Origin of the sequence: Sulfurimonas sp. ST-27 (assembly GCF_048081595.1) — a bacterium.
In the GTDB taxonomy this organism is placed as follows: Bacteria; Campylobacterota; Campylobacteria; order Campylobacterales; family Sulfurimonadaceae; genus Sulfurimonas; species Sulfurimonas hydrogeniphila.
In genome coordinates this window covers 327,298-343,578 of record NZ_CP182226.1, presented here as the reverse complement: position 1 = coordinate 343,578, position 16,281 = coordinate 327,298, and the positions used below count along the sequence as shown (strand labels likewise).

Here is a 16,281-nt window from a genome sequence, read left to right as displayed (position 1 = left end):
TTCCTTGTGAGTTATTTATATTACTGCTTGTATTTTTTTGATTTTCTCTATCAGTTTTTCCAATTCGTCTAATTTTAGCATATTTGGACCGTCACTCAAAGCACAACTTGGATCAAAATGTGTTTCAAAGAAAAATCCGTCCACGCCGATGGCTGCTGCTGCTTTTGCAAGATGCGGCACCATAGAGCTGTCACCGCCTGTTTTTCCGCCTAAAGCACCCGGCATCTGTACAGAGTGTGTGGCATCGAAAATCACCGGTGCGAATTCTTTCATAATCACCAAAGAACGCATATCCACAACAATGTTGCCATATCCGAAAGAACTGCCTCTCTCTGTCAGATAGACCCCGTGCTTTTGGGAATTTTCATAACTCACTTCATCACATCCGCGGGTTTTAAGCACTTTCATAACAGAGTATTTCATATCAGGCGGGTTAATAAACTGTCCCTTTTTGATATTTACCTCTTTGTCTGTTTTTGCACAAGCGACGAGCAAATCTGTCTGCCGACATAAAAATGCAGGAATCTGCAACATATCTACCACATTTGCAACAGGCTCAACCTGAATCGTTTCATGCACATCCGTCACTATTTTATAGCCAAAATCATCTTTGACTTTTTGAAGTATGCGAAGACCTTCACCCATACCCAAACCACGAAAACTCTCCAAAGATGTTCGGTTGGCTTTGTCAAAACTCGCTTTAAAATAAAAATCTATTGTCTCGTCATTATGATATTTTTCCAATGCTTTTGCTATTGTAAAAATATTTTCTTCACTCTCAATAACACAGGGGCCCGCCAAAAGTTTCATAATATATCTGCCTTTCAAAAATATAGCTTATTATAGCTAAACGATTTTAATCCCTACTTATCGCGTGCAACCATAATACCCGCAACAACTATCAGTACGATTCCAAAACTCGTTACCAGTGACGGAAAAGCATCTCCCAAAAACAGACCGACCAGTATCGAAAAAAGTATATTTGTATAACTTACAGCACCGACAATTCCCGCTTTTGTCTCTCCGTAGGCTTTTGTCATCAGCAATTGTGCAATTGTAGCAAAAATTCCCATCGCAAAGAGATAGAACCAGACAATACCATGCGGCATTACAAATTTTGCAAGCATAAAATCAAGTTCAGGAAAGTTCAGATAAGGAGAAACAACAAACAAAATGACCGGACCGAGTGTTCCTGTAATCATAAAAGAAAGCACAATGGCACGGGTGTCATAGTAGGCTTTTAATTCCCGTACAGAGGTATAGGCAAGTGCTGCACCCACCCCGCTGAAAATTCCGAGCAGATCATATTTTGAAAATCCGATTCCGCTCGGCTGTGTTATAAAAAGTATACCGATAAAGCCTGTAAAAACGGCAATCCATCCCCTGTAAGAGAGTTTTTCATTAAAAAAAAGCCAGGCAAATATTGCCGTAAAAATCGGAGATGTTTTTGAGTAGGTCATTGCATCACCCAGAGGAATATGTGCAATATTGTAAAAAAATGCCAGCAGAGCGACAAAGCCCATGAAACCCCGAAAAAAGAGCAACAGAGGCTTTCCTCCCTTGTGCTGCATAGGCTTTTTCAATACTGCGATACCGACTAACAGTACCCCTGCAATATTTCTAAAAAAAACAACTTCAAGTGAACTCATGTTTTGACTGGCAAGTTTGGCAAAAGCACCCATAACAGCAAATGCCAGGCTGGCAATAAGCATATACTGTACGCCTTTGTTTAAATTTTTGATTCTATTCATAAATGCAATTATATCCATTTACTTCAGCATTGTATAATCTCATAAAAATATAGGAAAAACTATGGGTAATTTATTTTTATTTCTGCTTTTAGGGGCAGTCTTTTATTATATATTTAAAAGTTACGGCAGATACACAGCCGAATATTCGCAAGAAGCATTTAAAAATTTTTCTGTTTCGTATGAATCACTCAAAAACAGTGAGCTGGGACTTTTTGTCGCCCTTGTTGCCAAAGTTGCCAAGGCAGACGGTCATGTCGATGCCCTTGAAGCACAGCTTGTAGGCATCATGTTTGATGACATTTCCAAGGTCTTTCCGGAACCTGCAAAAACAAAAGATATTTTAAAACAAATCTTCAACGAAGAAAAAGAACGCCGTGACAATACAGAGCAGATTGCCCATGCTTTAGCAGAAGCACTCAGACGTAATAAAGCCCAACAAGAGCAGTTTATGGGATTTCTCATTCAGCTCGCTTTTGCAGACGGTGAAGTAACCCAAAGTGAAGAAGAAGTACTCACCACAATTGCCGAGGCTTTTGCATTTGATCCGCAAAAATATCACGCTCTGTTTGACCAGTTTGAAGCGATGATGAAAAACATCCATCCGCAGGCTACGCTGGATGATGCCTACAAAATTTTGGGTGTCAGCAAAAATGATGATATGAGCAGCATCAAAAAAGCCTACAGAAAGCTTGTGCGTCAGTATCATCCTGATATCATCAAGTCTCAGGGAAAAAGCGAAGAGTATATCAAAGAAGCAACCGCCAAAACGCAAGAGATAAATCAGGCCTATGAGATGATAAAAAAAGCCAGAGGATAGCGTGTGAAATCTCTTTTTATACTGCTTTGCTTCCTTGGCACTCTTTTGCAGGCATCACAAAACAGTGCCCTGCTCTTTCACGGCAACTGCACAACCTGTCATTTTGAAACGAAATCTGTCTCGGCCCCGGCAATGATGGAAGTGCGTACAAGATATTTGAATGCATTTCCCAATAAAAAAGATTTTGTCAGACAGATGGCAGAGTGGGTACAAAAACCGAGCGAAACAACTTCAATCATGCAAGATGCCATTGACAAATACGAACTCATGCCCAATCTTGCCTTTGAAAAAGATGTTTTACAAGATATAGCTGCATATATTTACGAAACAGATTTTACCAGGCAACACAGTCCGCACTGAAGTACGGATTCCGGGAATATGTCACAACCCATCCTTTAAGGAAGTGAGAGTGGCAAAAAAGTCACACCAGTCGGTACTTTAGTGCCGACTCTCAGGATTTAAAAGCATAAAACCGTTTAACCCGCTGGGCTGAAATCTTTCTCCCAAAAAAATTCTATCCATGCATCTGCTTCATTTATCCAAAAATCCGGTTCGTATATTGATGTTTTTTTATAAAAAAGTGTCGAAGATTTAAATGCCGTTTCAGGAAAGTTTTTTTGCAAATGCTGCATGACATACGCAAGTGTATCACCGCTGTCGGCTATATCATCCACAACAAGCACTCTTTTCACATTTGCCAAACTGCATATTCCAAAAAGAGACAGCGCTTCGCGTTTACATGTAGCATCATACAGCTCTGTTCTTATACTCTGCACATCTCGAACATCAAGCCCTTCTGCCAGACAATGCGCCAGGACAAGCCCGCCTCTTGCAACAGCAACTATTGTTTCAGGTTTAAATGTTTTCACATTGTCTCTAAGTTTACATGTATCATTTCTGAAATTTTCATAAGAATAGTACTGTTTCAATATTTTCCTTAGTAATGGTAAAGATTTATGGTAGTATACTACATGTAATGTTAATAAAAAGGTACTGTTAATGAATAAAATAATGAAAAATATAATTGCAACAACACTGATCGCAGCAGCGATTACAGGCTGTAGCAGCAAAAAAGCCGAACCAAAAAAGCAGAAAGTCTACACACCCACCTTTACATGTAAACAAGAGGGAGTAGCCGCTCCCAGATGGACCTGTATACCGGAAGTACCCGGTTACTATGCAGGTGTGGGTGTTGCAGAGAAAAGTGCAGCAGGTATTGCCCATATGCGTCGTGTTGCCCTCATGAACGGCCGTTCTGATTTGGCACAACAGATTGAGAGCAAAATCAAAGACAAGATGGAAGGTTTTACGAGAGCCACAGGAAACGGTTCTGCCGAAACAGTGGACAAAGTCACAACGGCTGTCACAAAACAGGTAGCGAAAGTGGATTTAAAAGGCTCCAAAGCTATAGATATGTGGACGGCTCCATCCGGTGCAATTTATATGCTTGTAACTGTTCCTGAGTCAAGCGTTAACCAAGAGGTCAAAAAGGCCTACAAAAAAACTGTTGCTTCAAGTTTTCAAAATGACAATGCCCTTTGGCAGCAGTTTCAGTCAAAACAAGCACTGGAAAATTTAGACAAAGAATTTCCGACTGAATAACAGCACTCCCTACTGCCTGTAAAACAGGCAGTTTTTGCTTCTCTCCCCATTTAAACCATAATTTAGATATAATTTCAAAAATATTTTATAATTCTTCGCAAGTTTACAAGGTTCACTCATGAAAAAAATCGCAATTATAGGCCGTCCAAATGTTGGAAAAAGCTCACTTTTTAATCGTTTGGTAAAAAAACGTGATGCCATAACATCTGATTTGGCAGGAACAACACGGGATGTCAAACGAAAAACAGCCGTAATTATTGACAAAGAAGCAGAACTGTTAGATACGGGTGGACTTGATAAAGGGTGCGAGCTTTTTGATAAAATAAAAGAGATGTCATTAAAAGCTGCCTACAAAGCAGATATTATTTTGTATATGGTCGACGGCAAAGGTTTGCCTGAGGATGAAGACAAAAAACTTTTTTATGAACTCCAAAATATGGGTAAAGAGATTGCTCTTGTTGTCAACAAAATAGACAATGACAAAATGAAAGAGAAGCTCTGGGAGTTTTATGAGTTTGGCACAGATGCCATCTTCGGTATCTCTGTAGCACACAACAGGAATACTGTTGAACTGCTTGATTGGATCTATGACAAACTGCCACAAAGTGATATTCTCAAAGAAGACGAAACAGAAGAAGTACAAATCATCACAGAGGAGAAAGAAGAACTCAGTGATGAAGAATTTTTCTCACAATATGCCCAGGATGAAGAAGATGACAGTTTCATCTACTGGGATGAGGAAGAGGTAGAAGATGACTCAATATTTGCTCAGAATGATCGTATCAAAGAGTTTGATGAAAATGACATAAACCATATAAAAATAGCTATTATCGGACGTACCAATGTCGGAAAAAGTTCACTGCTTAATGCTCTTTTGGGCGAAGAACGTTCTGTTGTGAGTTCTGTTGCCGGTACAACAATCGACCCGATTGATGAGACCATAGTCTATAAAGACAAACAGCTTACCTTTGTTGACACAGCAGGGCTTCGCCGTCGTGGAAAAATTGTCGGTATTGAAAAATATGCTTTAATGCGCACAAAAGAGATGCTTGAAAATGCAAATATGGCACTTGTTGTTTTGGATGCGAGTGAGCCGTTCTTGGATTTGGATGAAAAAATTGCGGGACTTGTTGATCAAAACAGGCTTGCCTGTATTATCATTCTTAACAAATGGGATATTGCCAAAAGAGAAGAGCATGACAAAATCATCAAAGAGGTGCGTGACAGATTTAAGTTTTTAGCCTATGCCCCTATTTTAACCCTTTCGGCAAAAAGCCATCAAAGAGTAGACAAACTTCATGATATGATTTTAGAAATAAACGAAAACTATTCACAAAGAATTCCGACATCCAGGCTCAATGAAGTTTTGGAGCGGGCACTGCGCCGTCACACCCTGCCAAGTATGCACGGACAGGTGATTCGAATCTATTATGCAACACAGTATGAAACACGACCGCCAAAAATTGCCATTGTTATGAATAAGCCCAAAGGTCTGCATTTTACCTACAGACGCTATCTTACTAACAAACTGCGCGAAGCCTTTAATTTCAGTGGAACCCCGCTTCTTTTTAAAGCAAAAAAGAGAGGAGACAAATAAACATGAGTTATGCGCTTGCGTTTACATTTTTGTTTGGCGGAATCGGACTGACAGCCTTGAGTGTTTATTTTTACAAAAAGATGAAAGAGGAAGAAAGAAAAAACAGCCGGCACTAAAGTACCGATTCCGATTTAAAAGGGTTTAAGCACAACCATCGCTACAATAACAAGCATCAAAAGTGTCGGTACTTCATTATACATTCTGAAAAACTTTCCGCTTTTTGTGCATCTGTCTTCTAAAAGCTGTTTTCTGTACACATTCATTGAGTAAAAGTCTATAATTAAAAAAAGTACAAACAGAAGCTTTACATGTAACCACGGAGCACTCATCCATCCGCCAAGATAAATAAGTGCCGCACCGCTAAGGAGTGTAGCCCACATAGCAGGCACACCTATATATTTAAAAAGCTTCATTTCCTGAATTTTAACTACCTCTACAAAACCTTTGTTATTACTGTTTTCAACATGATAGACAAAAAGCCTAGGCAGATAAAACAATACTGCAAACCAGGAGATAAAAGAGATGACATGAAACCATAAAAGCCAGTTATACATATAAGACACCTAAAAGTTTTTTTCTATATACACAGATTCATAGTTTGAACCACCGTGTCTTACATTGTTAATCAAACCAAAAATCCCTGACCGGTGTTTTAACAAAACACCAATATATGTTTCATCTAATGGCTTATACTTCACAAGTTTTCCCAAATCAAAATCCAGGCTTATATCCAAATAATTTAAAAAGTGTGAATTGTTGTCATTATGATTTTGAGCATCTATGCGTTCTATCTCCAAAACACGGCTTACATAAGAAGCCCCCTCTCCAAAACCAAAACGCACTCTGTTATTCCAAAAATCAATATTGTAATATGCTTTTATATAAATATCAGCACCATATACATCTTTTTGTGCCGTTTCATCATAAAATGTCAATCCGCCTTTAAGATACAAATCTAATGGTAAAGTAAATAAATCTTTTGCTAAAAGATACCCTCCATCTAAATTATACGCTTTTAAATCATCTCTGTAAGCTCCAAACTTTCCAAGCGCTATATCAGCTGCCGAATAGAATGTAGGTTTTCCAACCGCCACTCTAAGAGAATAGTTACTTTGTGATGCCCAAAGATTTACTGTGAAAATCAAAAATAATAATAATTTCATATAGCTGCTTTATACATCTGTAAGTTCTAATTCTTTAATAGAAGGCCCTTTATGATCAGTTACTTTGTCATGTAAGCGGCGTAAAGCTTTATTTGCACGGTCAACAGCCACATCAATGGCAGCATCCAGGTCTTTGTGGTGTTCACTGATGACAATAGGAGCAGAGTGTGCTACATGTATTTCAAACTCTACCAAGACACCTGCTCTTTCAGCAGAAACTATACAGTTTACTCTTGTAATATCTAAAGAAAACTTTTTAAATTTTTCAATGCCCTGTTCTATATGTGCTTTCTTTTCGTCTGTTAAAGTTATATCTTTTGCACGAATTTGTACTATCATCATAAATCCTTTAATTTTAAGCCATAGGGCTTAATTATATTTAACTATATAATAGCAAAATAAAGCTGAGATGGGTATAATACGCCTTAAAAAATCAGGAATTGTATAATGAGAGTTTTAACCGGTATTCAACCCTCAGGTGATTTGCATATAGGAAACTACTTTGGTTCTATCAAACAGATGGTCGATGCACAAAAAGAGAATGACACTTTTGCATTTATAGCAAACTACCATGCACAGACAAGCGTAAAAGACGGCAAAAGACTGGCAGAGCTGACTATGCAGTCGGCAACAGATTTTTTGGCACTCGGCATAGACCCGCAAAAATCAACTTTTTGGGTACAGTCTGATGTAAAAGAAGTCTTGGAACTCTACTGGGTGCTCTCTTCTTTTACACCTATGGGGCTGCTCGAACGTGCTCACAGCTATAAAGACAAAACTGCCAAAGGCATAGCCGCCAACCATTCGCTCTTTTCCTATCCTGTTTTAATGGCAGCAGATATTTTGTTATACCAGCCTGACATTGTTCCTGTCGGAAAAGATCAGATTCAGCATGTTGAGATTGCACGCGACATTGCTGTAAAATTCAACAATGAGTATGGTGAAATTTTTAAACTTCCGGAATATAAAATAGAAGCAAATGTTGCCACAGTTCCAGGAACTGACGGACAGAAAATGTCTAAAAGCTATAACAATACTGTCAATATATTTGGTGAAGAGAAAAAACAGCTCAAAACAATCAAAAAAATTGTTACCGAAGCAGTACCGATGGAAGAACCAAAAGAGTATGAAAACTGTAATGTGTACAATATGGCAAAACTCTTTTTAAATGAAAATGAATGCAAAGAACTCCAGGAACGTTACAAAAAAGGCGGGGAAGGACACGGGCATTTTAAACTCTATCTGCATGATGTGATTTGGGAATATTTCAGACCCTACAGAGAAAAAAGAGAATATTTTGCAGCGCATCAAGACGAAGTGAGAGAAATACTCCTCCAGGGTGCGCACAAAGCAAAAGAGATTGTAGCGCCGACTATAGACAAAGTCAGAACAGTAACAGGGATAAAATACTAAAAAAGTATTTTATCAAAGTCGCAAAGAACTTTTTACTATAAAATTCTTTTTCGACCAGATCGGCTCTTTCAGATCCAGCAGACTGCGAACCTCATCGTTTACCAGACGATAATACAATGTCACTTCAACACTGTCTGCCCCATTGACCAGCGGCAAACGTATTGTTTTCTCACCATATGCCTTTATGCTTGTATCTTTACTTTGCTTCAGCGCAAGATGCGCAATACCGACTTTTTTATGTCTTCTTATATAATGGCGTGAAAGAGAAACAGTTTTTTCACTGATGACTGCAGTCCCTTTCTTATAGACAATTTCAACAAGAAGTTCTCTTGAACCAAAACCGCTTGGTATATTGTGCGGTTGCGGATTTTTAACTTTTATGAGCAGTCTGTTTTTTTGTTTTTTCAGTTGCAAACGCAAAGCGCCTTTCCATAAACCGGGTGTATGTGCACCAATAAATCCGTGTTTTCTCACCATTCGCATTTTTGCTTTACCATTGTACATTTTATATGTTGCGGCAACACCCTTTTGTTTGGGACCCATATGACACGAGACACAGGTCTGCTTGCCGACATACTCACTCTCCATATCTGTAAAAACCACGCCTTTTACACTTCTGTCATTTGCATGGCATACAAAACAGAGTTTATTTGGATTTGAACGCATAAACTCATGTGAGACTACCTTGTGATAAGGCGATTTGGCATCTTTGAAAGGTCCCGTCATAACACCCGACGGAGTCCACTCCACTCTGTTGATTCCTCGTTTTGATTTGTCATATTCTTCATGTATTTTATCTATATTGTGACATACAACACAATTAATTCCTTCACTGATAACCTTTGAATTTACTGCTTTGTTCACAGGATCATCTTCATCTGCCAATCCCATAACAGCAGCAATTTCATAATCTTCATCTGTTTTTGTTACACTGATTCGAGGGTTATGACAGGTAGCACACTGAATTTTTACAGCATTTAAACTTTTTCTTGTTTTACGGCTGACATATTTAAGACTTTTCTTAAAATATTCATCTTTTTCAAAATGACTTTTTGCATGCCATGAAGCACTCCACTCTTCTACGATACGCCTGTGACAGACTTTGCAGTTTTCGGAACTTTCAAACCGTTTGCCGACTTCGACTGCTTTTGCTCCAAAAAGAGAAGTAAAAAAAATGAGTAAAAAAAGAAAAAATTTCATCTGAATCAAATCCTTGTCTGTTATTGGTTCAAGTACTTTTTGTACTTCATTTTTGCAAGTTTTTCTGACTTTTTGTCTACCTCATCCTTCATTGCAGTTTTATACTCGGCAATCTTTTTCTGCAGGGCTTCATCCCCTGTCCCAATAATTTGCGCTGCAAGAATTCCTGCATTTTTGGCACCGTTAATAGCTACTGTTGCCACAGGAACACCTCCCGGCATTTGCACGATAGAAAGCAGAGAATCCATTCCGTCAAGTGCAGAACTTCTCACCGGCACTCCAATAACTGGCAAGACACTCAGCGCAGCAATCATACCCGGCAGATGTGCAGCTCCGCCGGCTCCTGCGATGATGACGCGCAAGCCTCTTGCTTGTGCTGTTTGTGCATACTCTACAAGTTTTTGCGGTGTACGGTGTGCGGAGACAATATCTACTTCACAGGCAACACCAAATGCTTCACATATCTCAATAGCCCCACTCATAACCGGTAAATCCGAGTCACTCCCCATAATAATTCCAACCAACGCTTTACTCATATCTTTTTGCTTCCTTTAATTTTTAGAATATCTTTTGCTTTCATTGCCTTTTTTAATGCCTCGTCAATATCATCATCAAGGATTGTTACATGCCCCATTTTTCTAAATGGTTTCGTAAAGGTTTTTCCGTAAAAATGAAAAGACAGCTCCGGAATCTCCAATGCATCATGAATTCCTTCTATAAAAGGTTCTCCCTCATATCCTTCTTCTCCGAGCAAATTAATCATAACTGCAGGAGAAATAAGCTTGGTAGATCCCAAAGGCAGATTTGTTACCGCCCGGATAATCTGTTCAAACTGTGATGTTGCACAGGCTTCGACTGTATAATGTCCAGAATTATGAGGACGCGGTGCTATTTCATTAACCAAAATCTTGCCTTTTTTTGTTAAAAACAATTCAACAGCAAAAATTCCGACACCGTCCAAGGCTTTGATGGCTTCAATTGAAATTTCTCTTGATTTGTCCGCAATTTCTTTTGAAATTTTTGCAGGAGCCATCACAATGTCACAAATATTCACTCTCTCATCAAAAAGCATTTCAACCACAGGGTAGCATTTGATCTGGCCTTCAATATTCCTCGCGACGATTACGGCCAGTTCCTTGTCTATATCCACAAGCTCTTCGATAAATGATTCGGTCTGGAGTGCATTTTTTACATCTGCTTCGGATTTTAGCATTTGCACGCCCTTTCCGTCATAACCGCCCATCTTTGCTTTTTGAATAACAGGAAATCCAAAGGCAGCCAAATCTTCCTCTTTCTTCACATCTTTATAGGCAGGAACAGGAACACCTTTTTTGTCAAGAAGTTTTTTTTGCTCATATTTATTTTGAATAAGTTCGATAATATAAGGAGAGGGATGAATGATATGCCCATGATCAAACAGCTCTTTGAGTATGGAAGTGTCTACATGTTCCAATTCAAAAGTTGTCACATCTGTCTCTTGCACTAACTGTTCAAGCTTCTCTTTGTCATAAAACCCGCCAAGGATATGCTTGTCTGAAACCTGTGCGGCAGGACAGTTAAATGTGGGGTCAAGTATTGTTACATGAAATCCCATCTTTTTTGCTTTGTGTGACATGATTCTGCCGAGTTGCCCGCCTCCGATAATGCCGAGTTTCAAATTTGAATAGTTGAAATTTTTATCCATTTGTCAACAGTTACCTTTGTCTGTCAAGCCAGACCATAAGCCCTTTTTGTGCATGCAGTCTGTTCTCAGCCTCTGCAAACACTATATCCGCATTGTCTTCAAGCAACTCTTCGCTTACTTCCTGTCCCCGATACGCAGGCAGACAATGTAAAAATTTTGCATTTTTTTGTGCAAGACACATCATCAGTCCGTCAACCATAAAGCCTTTGAAATCTTTGATTCTCTGCTCTTTTTCATCTTCTTGCCCCATTGAAGCCCATGTATCTGTTGTGACAATTGTAGCCCCGCGTACTGCCTCTTTGGGATCATTCATTACCCTGATAATCGCACCGCTCTCTTTTGCTGTATCCAAAGCATCTCGAAGAACCTTACTGTCAACTTCATATCCCTTTGGTGTTGCAATACGTAATTCAAAGCCCAGTTTTGCAGCAAGCATCAACCATGAATTTGTCATGTTGTTTCCGTCACCGACGTAGGCAACAATTGCATTTTTTGCAACTCCAAATTCAATCATCGTCATATAATCAGCCAAAAGCTGCACGGGATGATAGGTATCAGTGAGTCCGTTAATAACAGGTACCTGAGAATACGATGCAAACTCTTCTATCATGGAATGTTCATAGGTGCGTATCATTACCATATCACACATGCTCGAAATAACTCTTGCCGTATCTTTTACAGGTTCTCCCCGTCCCAAATGAATATCACGGCTAGAGAGAAAAAGCGCATGCCCCCCAAGCTGAAACATTCCTGTTTCAAAACTTACACGCGTTCTTGTTGAACTCTTTTCAAAGATCATAGCAAGTGTCTGCATCTCTAATTCTTTATTGTAAATGCCCGCTTTGAGCTCTTTTTTTATTTTCAGACCGATATCTATAATTTCTAAAATCTCTTCTTTGGTAAAATCTTTGAGTGTTAAAAAATGTCTCACAGTTTCTTCCTCTTTTTTGTTTATCAGCTATTTTAATATACTTTTCTTTAAATTAGCGATTTTTGAGCATTTGTGCTACTTCTTTTGCATGATATGAGATAATTATGTCAGCGCCTGCACGTTTAAATGCTATCATCGTCTCCATCACCACGCGTTCATAGTCTATCAAATTATTCAGACCGGCAAATTTCAGCATAGCATACTCACCGCTTACATTATAAACAGCCATCGGAAGCGAAGTGTTGTCTTTAATCTCACGCACAATGTCCAAATAAGCCAAAGCAGGCTTTACCATCAAAATATCAGCCCCCTGCTCTTCATCACTTTTACTCTCAACAATTGCTTCACGGCGGTTTGCAGGATCCATCTGGTACGAGGAGCGGTCACCAAAACTAGGAGTTGATTCAGCCACATCACGAAACGGTCCGTAATATCCACTTGCAAATTTTGTAGAGTATGCCATAATCGGCAGCTCTTTATATCCTGCTCTGTCCAGGTATGTTCGCAAAGTTTCTATAATACCGTCCATCATACCCGAAGGTGCTATCATATCTGCACCTGCTTTAGCATGTATAATTGCCTGCTGTCCGGAAATCTCCAAAGTGGCATCATTATCAACTGTCTCACGATCATCATCAATTATGCCGCAATGCCCGTGATCGGTATATTCACAAAAACACAAATCTGTGACGACAAACATATCAGGGTGTGCTTTTTTTATCTCCCGTACTGCTGAAGCGATAATCCCGTGTTCACACAAAGCATCACTGCCTATGGAATCTTTGACATCGGGAATTCCAAAAAGAATAATCGAATACAATCCTAATTTTTTAAGCACCGCACACTCTTTTACAGCCTCATCAATACTCATCTGATAAACACCCGGCATGGATGCCACTTCGGTTTTAATACCTCCACCGCTACGGATAAAAAGCGGATATATAAAATCATCTACAGTTACATGTGTTTCTCTTACAAGCGCACGGAGATGCTTGTTTAGTCTGGTTCTGCGAAATCTTTGAAACATTTTTGACCCTTTATATTTTAAAGAGGCTATTTTACCCTTTTAAAGATTAAATTTATTCATATAATATAATTCTAATCATAATCTAACTATAATGCCTGCAAAATTGTACAGGACAGCATATATGCAAATAAAAATATCTGATGTGGCAGATTTGCCCTCAAGATTCGGTGATTTCAATGTACAGGCTTTTAAACAAGGGCAAAAAGAGCATCTTGTTATTTGTGCAAAAGAGTTGGCTGAAGTGCCGATAGTACGTGTTCACTCGGAGTGTCTTACCGGAGATGCCATAGGCAGTTTAAAATGCGACTGCCGTGACCAGCTTGAGTATGGTTTGCAAATGGCTGATGAAACCGGCGGAATGGTAATCTATCTTCGGCAGGAGGGAAGAAACATAGGACTTTTAAACAAAATCAACGCCTATGCCCTGCAGGACAAAGGGCTCAATACCATAGAGGCCAACCATCAACTCGGTTTTGCTGCAGATGAGCGTACCTATGAAGTCGTCACTTTTATTTTGCATCATTACAATATCAAAAAAATAAAACTGCTGACCAACAATCCTGACAAAGTCAACTCAATCAGCGGTGTTGAAATTGTTGAGAGGATTCCCATTATTATGAAACCGAACAAGCATAATGAAGGATACCTTGATGTCAAGCGCGACGGAATGGGACATCTTTTATAAAGATCAGGAAAACTTTGATGCGCTCAGGGCCTGCACTCTTCTTTTGCTTGTCTCAAGAAGTCTCAGCAGATCTTTTGTAATCTCTTCAAGATCTTTATAATATACTTTTGCCTTTTCGAGTTCCAAATCATCTACCTTATGTGTTTTAAACAGTTTGGAAAAAAAACCCTCCTCTTTTGCACCCGTAAAAATAGCATGGATTTTGGCATACTGTATATGCCACTCTTCATGTATCCTGTCTAGACTCTCATAAAACTGAACACCTAAAACACTTTTTATTTCTTGGGTATCATCATAAAACCACTTCCCAAATTCACACTTCATTTTCGACACAGGTGTTAAATTGTCAATATTTTTGCCTTCAATCAAAAACTTTATTTTTGTCATCTGCTCTATATGTGCCTCACGGGCATGTTCCATCGCATCTATTGTTTTTTCTTTCGTCATATTGTTTCACCTTATAAAGTACCTGTATTATTACATAAAATTTCTAAATTTATTCATCTATTTAAGAAAAATCATTATATAATTTGTCAAAACTTAAGAAAGGAATGTAACTTGAAACACCCAGAACCAATTAATAACCAAATCAAATTAAATCCAAAAAAATATATAGTTTCCAAAACAGATCCAAAAGGAATCATCGAATACGGCAATGATTATTTTGTAGAAATCTCCGGATACAGTGAATCAGAACTTATCGGAAAACCTCACAGTATCATACGACATCCTGATATGCCAAAAGTTGTATTTAAAATGATGTGGGACAGAATCAATGAGGCAAAAAACATCATCGCTGTTGTGAAAAATCTTGCCAAAGACGGAAGTTACTACTGGGTTGTCACAGAATTTGAGCCAAAAATAGATCTTATTACAAACAAAATCATCTCTCATACGGCATACAGAAAAGCCGCTCCGCAAAAAGCAGTTGATACAATGGAACCGATTTATGCAAAACTGCTTGAGATCGAGCAGGAAGGCGGGATGGAAGCAAGTGAAAAATACTTAAGAGGATTTTTTGAAGAAAAACAAATCACTTATGACGAGTTTATCAATGACCTTGTTGGAAACAAAGGTCTGTTCAAAATTTTCTTTACAGCTATGAAAAAAATATTTTCATAATAAATTCTGAATTCCTGCAATTTACATTCTATTAAATAATATTCAGATAAAATATCCTTTTTAAAGGATATTCTATTGGATTTAAAAACAACACTGGCTCATGACAAAATAGAGTTACCAAATAATTTTTTTCAAAACATACAAAAATACAAAGAGCATCTCTTTAAATGGAATAAAATTCATAATCTTACAGGTGCAAAAAGTGAACGGACTATCAATGAGTTCATTTATGATGCGGTTTTTCCTGTCAGTTTTTTACCAAAAGTAGACTCCCTCCTCGACATAGGCACCGGTGCCGGATTTCCGGGAATGATTTTGGCATTTGCACTGCCGCACACAGAGGTAACACTTGTAGAGCCTTTAACAAAACGGGCAAGTTTTTTGCAGTTTGTCAAGGCTGATTTGGGACTTGACAATGTAAAAGTCGTAAAAAAACGGGTTGAAGAGATGCAGCCGAAAGTATTTGATCTTATCACATCACGTGCCGTCACAGACACAAAAATGCTTTTATCTCTCAGTAAAAATTTTCGGGATGCTCATTCAAAACTGCTTTTTTACAAAGGTGAAAAAGTTTTTGATGAAATTGAAGCTGATATTGATATAAAACATAAAATAATTGAAACAAAAAACAGACACTATTTACTTCTAGGAGAAGAATTATGATACTGAAAATACTTATAATCGGAGCAGTTATTGCTGCGGTTTACTTTCTGTTTTTCAAGACAAAACCAGAAGCAAAAGTTACAAAAAAGAACACGAAAAAAGACTCCGAAAAGCCTGATGCCGATGAAATGGTGGAATGTGCAAGCTGTGGTGTTTATGCGGAAATACAAGAGTGTATTCTCAGTAACGGAAAATACTACTGCTCTCGCGAATGTTTACAAAAGAGGAAATAATGCTTTTATTTGGTCATAGATTTATAAAGAGTGAAAAATTTTATCATGTGTCTGATATAGACGCAATTGTTCAGACACCACCTGCGTCAATAATTTACCTCGAATTTGAAGAGAAAAATCTTGATATTATTGAATACCTCAATCAAAATTCTATAAAATTCGCACTCAAAGTTCAAGATGTCACAGAGCTCATTTATGCTTCTGCCCTGGGTGCAAGTTATATCCATGTAGAGCAGAAACTGGCAAAAACTGCCCAGAAAATTGCCGAAAACTATTTGTTTGATGCAAAAATATTAGTACATATAGAGAATGAAGAAGAGATAGAAGAGATGGCACTGTTGGGAATAGACGGTGCTGTATTTACAGAGGCGATTGTCAAAATAGCTTAAGGAC

General features: G+C 38.4%; 22 protein-coding genes. 10 read left to right on the top strand and 12 right to left on the bottom strand.

The features are described from left to right. Positions 1–15 precede the first annotated feature (15 nt). Both kdsA and ACM66U_RS01865 read right to left on the bottom strand, forming a co-directional pair. Positions 16–810, bottom strand: a complete 795-nt coding sequence (gene kdsA / locus ACM66U_RS01870) for a 3-deoxy-8-phosphooctulonate synthase (RefSeq protein WP_151901098.1) — start codon at positions 808–810, stop codon at positions 16–18. A gap of 53 nt (positions 811–863) precedes the next feature. Further along, positions 864–1,769: a DMT family transporter gene (locus tag ACM66U_RS01865; protein WP_418640992.1), complete on the bottom strand. Its 906-nt coding sequence runs from the start codon at positions 1,767–1,769 to the stop codon at positions 864–866. A 43-nt stretch (positions 1,770–1,812) separates the two neighbouring features. Here ACM66U_RS01865 and ACM66U_RS01860 point away from each other — a divergent pair, with 43 nt between their 5' ends. Together ACM66U_RS01860 and ACM66U_RS01855 are read left to right on the top strand one after the other, a co-directional pair. Next, positions 1,813–2,568, top strand: coding sequence for a TerB family tellurite resistance protein (locus ACM66U_RS01860; protein ID WP_151901100.1), 756 nt, complete (start codon positions 1,813–1,815; stop codon positions 2,566–2,568). A gap of 3 nt (positions 2,569–2,571) precedes the next feature. Next, positions 2,572–2,928, top strand: coding sequence for a c-type cytochrome (locus ACM66U_RS01855; RefSeq protein WP_230973267.1), 357 nt, complete (start codon positions 2,572–2,574; stop codon positions 2,926–2,928). A 116-nt stretch (positions 2,929–3,044) separates the two neighbouring features. Here ACM66U_RS01855 and ACM66U_RS01850 read toward each other — a convergent pair whose 3' ends face one another. Continuing rightward, the gene (locus ACM66U_RS01850; RefSeq protein WP_418640991.1) at positions 3,045–3,497 is read right to left on the bottom strand and encodes a phosphoribosyltransferase; all 453 of its coding nucleotides are present in this window, start codon (positions 3,495–3,497) and stop codon (positions 3,045–3,047) included. Between the two features lie 70 nt (positions 3,498–3,567). Between ACM66U_RS01850 and ACM66U_RS01845 the strand changes: the two genes are divergently transcribed. Both ACM66U_RS01845 and der read left to right on the top strand, forming a co-directional pair. Further along, the gene (locus ACM66U_RS01845) at positions 3,568–4,170 is read left to right on the top strand and encodes an LPP20 family lipoprotein (RefSeq protein ID WP_418640990.1); all 603 of its coding nucleotides are present in this window, start codon (positions 3,568–3,570) and stop codon (positions 4,168–4,170) included. A 118-nt stretch (positions 4,171–4,288) separates the two neighbouring features. Next, positions 4,289–5,767 (top strand): ribosome biogenesis GTPase Der, encoded by a 1,479-nt coding sequence (der, locus tag ACM66U_RS01840; protein ID WP_151901103.1) that lies wholly within the window; start codon positions 4,289–4,291, stop codon positions 5,765–5,767. Positions 5,768–5,898: 131 nt separating this feature from the next. Here der and ACM66U_RS01835 read toward each other — a convergent pair whose 3' ends face one another. The 3 genes from ACM66U_RS01835 to hpf are packed head-to-tail and all read right to left on the bottom strand — an operon-like array spanning position 5,899 to position 7,272. After that, positions 5,899–6,321, bottom strand: coding sequence for a CopD family protein (locus ACM66U_RS01835; RefSeq protein WP_151901104.1), 423 nt, complete (start codon positions 6,319–6,321; stop codon positions 5,899–5,901). Positions 6,322–6,330: 9 nt separating this feature from the next. Continuing rightward, positions 6,331–6,930, bottom strand: a complete 600-nt coding sequence (locus tag ACM66U_RS01830; RefSeq protein WP_151901105.1) for a hypothetical protein — start codon at positions 6,928–6,930, stop codon at positions 6,331–6,333. Positions 6,931–6,939: 9 nt separating this feature from the next. Then, positions 6,940–7,272 (bottom strand): ribosome hibernation-promoting factor, HPF/YfiA family, encoded by a 333-nt coding sequence (gene hpf, locus ACM66U_RS01825; protein WP_226067754.1) that lies wholly within the window; start codon positions 7,270–7,272, stop codon positions 6,940–6,942. A gap of 105 nt (positions 7,273–7,377) precedes the next feature. Between hpf and trpS the strand changes: the two genes are divergently transcribed. Further along, on the top strand, positions 7,378–8,343 hold the full coding sequence (trpS, locus tag ACM66U_RS01820) for a tryptophan--tRNA ligase (protein WP_418640989.1): 966 nt from the start codon (positions 7,378–7,380) through the stop codon (positions 8,341–8,343). Positions 8,344–8,355: 12 nt separating this feature from the next. Here trpS and ACM66U_RS01815 read toward each other — a convergent pair whose 3' ends face one another. The 5 genes from ACM66U_RS01815 to hemB are packed head-to-tail and all read right to left on the bottom strand — an operon-like array spanning position 8,356 to position 13,185. Beyond that, positions 8,356–9,543 (bottom strand): hypothetical protein, encoded by a 1,188-nt coding sequence (locus ACM66U_RS01815; protein WP_418640988.1) that lies wholly within the window; start codon positions 9,541–9,543, stop codon positions 8,356–8,358. 20 nt (positions 9,544–9,563) lie between these two features. Next, positions 9,564–10,079, bottom strand: coding sequence for a 5-(carboxyamino)imidazole ribonucleotide mutase (gene purE, locus ACM66U_RS01810; protein WP_151901109.1), 516 nt, complete (start codon positions 10,077–10,079; stop codon positions 9,564–9,566). Then, positions 10,076–11,227 carry a 5-(carboxyamino)imidazole ribonucleotide synthase gene (locus tag ACM66U_RS01805; protein WP_151901110.1) on the bottom strand — a complete coding sequence of 384 codons (1,152 nt, stop codon included), beginning with the start codon at positions 11,225–11,227 and terminating at the stop codon, positions 10,076–10,078. Before ACM66U_RS01805 ends, purE begins: the two co-directional genes overlap by 4 nt. 10 nt (positions 11,228–11,237) lie before the next feature. Continuing rightward, positions 11,238–12,158: an ornithine carbamoyltransferase gene (argF, locus tag ACM66U_RS01800; protein WP_151901111.1), complete on the bottom strand. Its 921-nt coding sequence runs from the start codon at positions 12,156–12,158 to the stop codon at positions 11,238–11,240. A 52-nt stretch (positions 12,159–12,210) separates the two neighbouring features. Further along, positions 12,211–13,185 carry a porphobilinogen synthase gene (gene hemB, locus ACM66U_RS01795; RefSeq protein ID WP_346389274.1) on the bottom strand — a complete coding sequence of 325 codons (975 nt, stop codon included), beginning with the start codon at positions 13,183–13,185 and terminating at the stop codon, positions 12,211–12,213. A 121-nt stretch (positions 13,186–13,306) separates the two neighbouring features. On the opposite strand from hemB, the gene ribA reads away from it, so the two are divergent. After that, complete coding sequence (ribA, locus tag ACM66U_RS01790) at positions 13,307–13,870, top strand: GTP cyclohydrolase II (RefSeq protein ID WP_193151133.1); 564 nt, start codon at positions 13,307–13,309, stop codon at positions 13,868–13,870. A 3-nt stretch (positions 13,871–13,873) separates the two neighbouring features. Here the strand turns inward: ribA and ACM66U_RS01785 are convergent, their stop codons facing one another. After that, positions 13,874–14,317, bottom strand: coding sequence for a CZB domain-containing protein (locus tag ACM66U_RS01785; protein ID WP_151901114.1), 444 nt, complete (start codon positions 14,315–14,317; stop codon positions 13,874–13,876). A 111-nt stretch (positions 14,318–14,428) separates the two neighbouring features. Between ACM66U_RS01785 and ACM66U_RS01780 the strand changes: the two genes are divergently transcribed. The 4 genes from ACM66U_RS01780 (at position 14,429) to ACM66U_RS01765 (ending at position 16,277) form a co-directional block, all read left to right on the top strand. Next, on the top strand, positions 14,429–14,992 hold the full coding sequence (locus tag ACM66U_RS01780; protein WP_418640987.1) for a PAS domain-containing protein: 564 nt from the start codon (positions 14,429–14,431) through the stop codon (positions 14,990–14,992). A 75-nt stretch (positions 14,993–15,067) separates the two neighbouring features. Beyond that, positions 15,068–15,655, top strand: coding sequence for a 16S rRNA (guanine(527)-N(7))-methyltransferase RsmG (rsmG, locus tag ACM66U_RS01775; RefSeq protein ID WP_151901116.1), 588 nt, complete (start codon positions 15,068–15,070; stop codon positions 15,653–15,655). Further along, positions 15,652–15,888, top strand: a complete 237-nt coding sequence (locus ACM66U_RS01770) for a PP0621 family protein (protein WP_418640986.1) — start codon at positions 15,652–15,654, stop codon at positions 15,886–15,888. Before rsmG ends, ACM66U_RS01770 begins: the two co-directional genes overlap by 4 nt. 47 nt (positions 15,889–15,935) lie before the next feature. Then, complete coding sequence (locus tag ACM66U_RS01765) at positions 15,936–16,277, top strand: hypothetical protein (protein WP_418640985.1); 342 nt, start codon at positions 15,936–15,938, stop codon at positions 16,275–16,277. Positions 16,278–16,281: the final 4 nt, after the last annotated feature.